At 73.4% G+C, this 4,774-nt stretch carries 4 protein-coding genes; 2 read left to right on the top strand and 2 right to left on the bottom strand.

Translation table 11 applies throughout. The features are described 5' to 3' along the window. Positions 1–99: 99 nt before the first annotated feature. Positions 100–1,623, bottom strand: coding sequence for an FAD-binding protein (locus ACFU6K_RS31480; protein ID WP_380668801.1), 1,524 nt, complete (start codon positions 1,621–1,623; stop codon positions 100–102). A gap of 407 nt (positions 1,624–2,030) precedes the next feature. Here ACFU6K_RS31480 and ACFU6K_RS31475 point away from each other — a divergent pair, with 407 nt between their 5' ends. Further along, positions 2,031–2,777, top strand: coding sequence for a DUF2306 domain-containing protein (locus tag ACFU6K_RS31475; RefSeq protein WP_380668799.1), 747 nt, complete (start codon positions 2,031–2,033; stop codon positions 2,775–2,777). Between the two features lie 24 nt (positions 2,778–2,801). On the opposite strand, the gene ACFU6K_RS31470 is transcribed toward ACFU6K_RS31475, so the two are convergent. Beyond that, a complete protein-coding gene (locus ACFU6K_RS31470; RefSeq protein WP_234348258.1) occupies positions 2,802–3,146 on the bottom strand; it encodes a YciI family protein in 345 nt (114 codons plus the stop codon). Between the two features lie 157 nt (positions 3,147–3,303). Between ACFU6K_RS31470 and ACFU6K_RS31465 the strand changes: the two genes are divergently transcribed. Next, positions 3,304–4,774 (top strand): MFS transporter (locus ACFU6K_RS31465; RefSeq protein WP_380668797.1); only part of this gene is annotated, 1,471 nt, incomplete at its 3' end.

The raw sequence follows: 4,774 nt of genomic DNA, 5'->3' as shown, positions 1-4,774 counted from the left end.
GCGGAGGAGGGAGCCACTGCGGAGCATTGGCGACCGACGACAACGCGGCGAGGTGCGTGCCCCGGCGTCGCCCCGCAGACGCGAGTTCGAAGACAGGCGCTAGAACGGGAGTTCCACCGACATCGCGTGGCGGAAGACGTTCCCGGGGTCGTACCGCTTCTTGACCGCCTGCAGCCGGGCGTAGTTGTCCCGGTAGTACAGCGTCGTCCAGGAGACCCCGGAGTCGTTCAGCTTCGGGTCCAGCAGGTCGACGTCGGGGTAGTTGATGTAGCTCCCGGAGTTCCGCTCGTCCGGGAGCGGGACGCCGCCGGTGGCGGCGTAGACGTCGCGGTAGAAGGAGCGGACCCAGTCGAGGTGCTCGGCGCCCGAGCCCCCCTCCCAGTTCCCGGTGGAGTAGACGGCCTTCACGATCGCGTCCCGCTGGGCCGTGGCGGTGGCGTCGGCGGGCAGGGCGTTGACCTGGCCGCCGAACCCGGAGAGGCCGAGGTTCGCGGCCGGGTTGTGGTAGTCGGTGCTGCTCAGGTACCTCCAGATGACCGCTATCTGCTCGTCCGTGTAGCCCTTGCGGAGGTCCCCGGCCTTGTGCTTGTAGTTCCCGGACGGCTCGTAGGGCCAGTTCTGCGGGGACATCCAGGGAATGACCTGGTCGGTGTCGATCACCGGCGTGGCGCCGACCCCGGCGGTGAGGGCGTCGACGTGGGTGTTCAGCCGCCCGGACGCGCCCGGGAGCTCGTCGTCGATGACGGAGATCAGGCCGAGCAGGCCCCCCGAGCGGTGGAAGAGCTGGAGGACCCCCCAGATGTCGCAGGCCGGCGTGCCGGGCTCGCTGTTCCGCTCGTACCAGGTGCAGTAGTTGCGGACCAGCGTGCCGAACGACTCCTGGTCCATGCCGTCCCAGGAGTACATCACCGTCCGGCGGCGCGCGTTGCCGGGGGCCTTCGGCAGCAGGTCCGCCGGCCGGTCGGAGCTGACGCCTCGGCTGCGCAGCCAGAACCGGGTGACCACGCCGAAGCTGCCGCCCCCGCCGCCGGCGTGCGCCCACCACAGGTCCCGGTTCGGGTCGCCCTCCTCGCGGGTGGCGACGACGGCGCGGGCCCTGCCCTTCCCGTCGACGACCACCACCTCCACCGCGTACAGGTGGTCCGCCACCAGGCCGTCCCGGCGGGAGAGGTGGCCGTAGCCGCCGCCCGTCAGGTGCCCGCCGATCGCCACGTCCATACAGGCCCCGGCCGGCAGGGTGACGCCCCACTCCTTGAAGAGGGTGCGGTAGACGTGCCCGAGCGTGGCGCCCGGACCGATCGCGAAGGCCCGGCGCTCCGGGTCGTGGCGGACCTCGTCCAGCAGCGACAGGTCGAGCAGCGTCTCGACCTCCGGAGCGAAGGTGAAGCCCTCGAAGCAGTGGCCGCCGCTGCGCACCCCGATCCGCTTCCCGGCCCGCACCGCCTCCTCGACGACGGCGACGACCTGCCGGGTGTCGTGCACCACGCGCACCGAGTCGGGGTGGCCGACGAACCGTTGGTTGTGGCCGATGGTCAGGCTGCTGTACCGGGTGTCCTCGGGGCGGACGACCGTCCCGTCGGGCCGGGCCGGGGCGAGACCTCCGAGATCCGTCACATCACTCACGTACTACCTCCGGAAAACAGTGGGCGGAGTTGTCCCCCCGGCGGCTCTCGGCGAAGCCTCCGCACATGGGCGCGGACCGGCGCGGTGTCCGGGACGGCCGCGCGGCGGCACGTCGAGGCCGGGGGTTCGTTCGACGAACTCCGTCAGCGTACAGGTGAGTTGACGAACCATGAGATCGACCTGACCGGGCCCCGGACGCTGCGGACCCGACCGGTCCCCGACACCGTCCAGCACAGCCGCCCCTCCTCGCCGTCGCCCCGATCGACTCCAGACGCATCGTCGTCCGTCGCAGCGGCCCCTGTCATCTCGTGGATTGCGCAGGAGGGACAGCAAGCCGGGAGGTGCCGTCCGGCCGCTCGGTTTGTGAAGCTGGCGGCCATTCGTCACCCGGGCGGGGAGGGACACCCATGGCTCAGCAGACCGACAGCACCGCCACCGCCGCGCTCCCCGAGTCCGGCCGGCGCCGCGCGTCCGGCGGGCGGCACGAGTCCGGCGGACGGGGCGCGGACGGCGGGCGGGGCGCGGGGTGGGCGTCCGCCCGCCGGTGGGCCGCGCTGCTCGCCCTGCTCGTCGGGCTCTTCCTCGTCGACGAGCTCCCGCCCTACCTGCGCTTCGATCCGGCGAAGGCGCGCATCAACCTGGACCCCCAGGTCCCGTGGCACTACCCGGTCCTGGTGGCGCACATCGCCTTCGGGTCGATCGCGCTGGTCACCGTCGTGCTCCAGCTCTGGCCCGGGCTGCGCCGGACCCGCCCGCGGGTGCACCGGCTCAGCGGCCGGCTCTACGTGTACGCCGGCGCCCTGCCCTGCGCCGTCACCGCCCTGGTGGTCATGCCGCTGATGCCCGAGTGGCGCGGCGACATCGGGATCGCGCTCCAGGCGCTGCTGTGGATCGCGACCACGGTGACCGGGACGGTGGCGGCCCGCCGACACCGCTGGGCCGAGCACCGCCGGTGGATGCTGCGGAGCTTCGCGCTCGCCGTCGGCGTGCTGTGGGGCCGCGCCATGGTCGACGTCATGGTCCACACGGGAGCGCCCGTCCCGCTCGACTACCTCTTCGAGGTCGCGCGCTGGCTCGGCTGGATGGTCAACCTCGTCCTCGTGCAGCTCTGGCTGGACCGGAAGCCGCGGCGCCGGCTCCCGGTGTCCGCCTGAGGACGGGCCGCCGGGCCCCCCGGGTCATGCCTCCGGCCCCACCATGGGCCTGATCTCCACCCGGGCCAGCCGGGCGTCCGGAATGCGGGCGGCGATCTCCGCCGCCCGCTCCATGCCGTCGCAGTCGACGATGTCGTAGCCCGCCAGGTGCTCCTTGACCTCGGCGAACGGACCGTCCACGACCTGCACCGCGCCGTTGCGGACCCGCACCGCCCGGCTCCGCTCCGGGGGAGCCAGCACCGAGCCGCCGACCCACTCCCCGGACGCCTCCAGTTCGCCGATCAGCGCCGCGTGCTCGGGGCCGAGCGAGGCCCGCTCCGCCTCCGTGAGCGCCTCCCACACCACCGGGTCGCTGTAGATCAGCAGCATGTACTTCACGCACGTCCTCCGCGGCCTGTTCCGGAAATTCGTGGACGACGATAGCGAAGCGGATGTCGGATCGCAGGCCGCGGCTCCGACCCCGGGGTGACGGACGCCCTCCGGGGGCGGTCCCGTCCCGTACAACCCGACTCTGGAGGACGTACCCATGACCTCGCCGACGACCGCGGCCTCCCCGCCGCGAGCGGGGCGCCGCGAGTGGACGGGCCTGGCGGTGCTCGCCCTGCCCACGCTCCTGCTCGCGCTGGATCTCAGCGTGACCTACCTGGCGCTGCCCAGCCTGACCGACGACCTCGGGGCCGGCGCCACCGAGCAGCTGTGGATCACCGACGTGTACGGCTTCCTGACGGCCGGCTTCCTGGTCACCATGGGCACGCTGGGTGACCGCGTCGGCCGCCGCAAGCTGTTGCTGTACGGCGCGGTGGCCTTCGGGATCGCCTCGGCGGTGGCCGCCTGGTCGACCAGCCCGGGCATGCTGATCGCGGCGCGCGCCGCGATGGGCGTCGCGGGGGCCACCCTGATGCCCTCCACGCTCGCGCTGATCAGCAACATGTTCCAGGACCCGCGGCAGCGCGGCATGGCCTTCGCGGTGTGGATGAGCTGCTTCATGGGCGGCGCGGCCGCCGGGCCGGTCATCGGCGGCGCGCTGCTCAGCCACTTCTGGTGGGGCTCGGTGTTCCTGCTGGCCATCCCGGTGATGGTGCTGCTGCTGGCCGTCGGCCCGGTGTTCCTGCCCGAGTACCGCTCCCCGCAGGTCCGCCGCGCGGACCCGCTGAGCGTCGCCCTGTCCCTGCTGGCGATGCTTCCCCTGGTCTACGGCATCAAGGACATGGCGCGGGACGGGGTCCAGCCCCTGGGTGCGGCCGCGGCCGTCGCCGGCCTGGCCTTCGGGGCCGTGTTCGTGGCGCGGCAGCGCCGGCTCGCCGACCCGCTCCTCGACGTCCGGCTCTTCAAGCGGCTCGCCTTCACCGCGGCGCTGGTGATCCTGATGCTCGGGGTGGCCACCCAGGGCGGGGTGATGTTCCTGGTCAGCCGGTACCTGCAGGCGGTCGAGGGGTTCACCCCGCTGCACGCGGGCCTGTGGCTCGTCCCGTCCTCGCTGGCGATGGTGGTCGGGAGCATGCTGGCGCCGCTCGCCGCCCGCCGGTTCACCCCCCGGGTGGTGATCGCCGCCGGCCTGGGCCTCGCCGCGGTCGGCTTCGCGCTGCTCGCGGTCCTGGACACCTCCGACGGGCTGTCCCGGCTGGTGGGCGGCATCATCCTGGTCTTCCTCGGGATCGGGTTCGTGGGCGCGCTCGGCCAGGACCTCGTGGTGGGTTCGGTGCCCCCCGCGAACGCCGGGGCGGCGGCGGCGCTCTCGCAGACCAGCGGCGACTTCGGCATCTCGCTGGGGGTGGCCGCGCTGGGAAGCATAGGAGCCGCCGTCTACGGTGCCCGGATGGACGGCTTCAGTCCGTCCGGGGCCCAGGCCGGCGCGCTCCCCGACGTCCGGCAGAGCGTCGAGGCCGCCGCGCAGGAGGCCGGGCGGCTGTCCGGGGACGCGGGCGCGAGCCTGCTCGCCCACGCGCGCGACGCGTTCACCTCGGGCCTGAACGCCGCCGCCGTGGTCAGTGCCGTCC

This window comes from Kitasatospora sp. NPDC057512, from assembly GCF_042802135.1.
Classification (GTDB): Bacteria; Actinomycetota; Actinomycetes; order Streptomycetales; family Streptomycetaceae; genus Kitasatospora.
The sequence above is the reverse complement of the archived record's forward strand: the minus strand, read 5'-3'. Positions and strand labels throughout refer to the sequence as shown.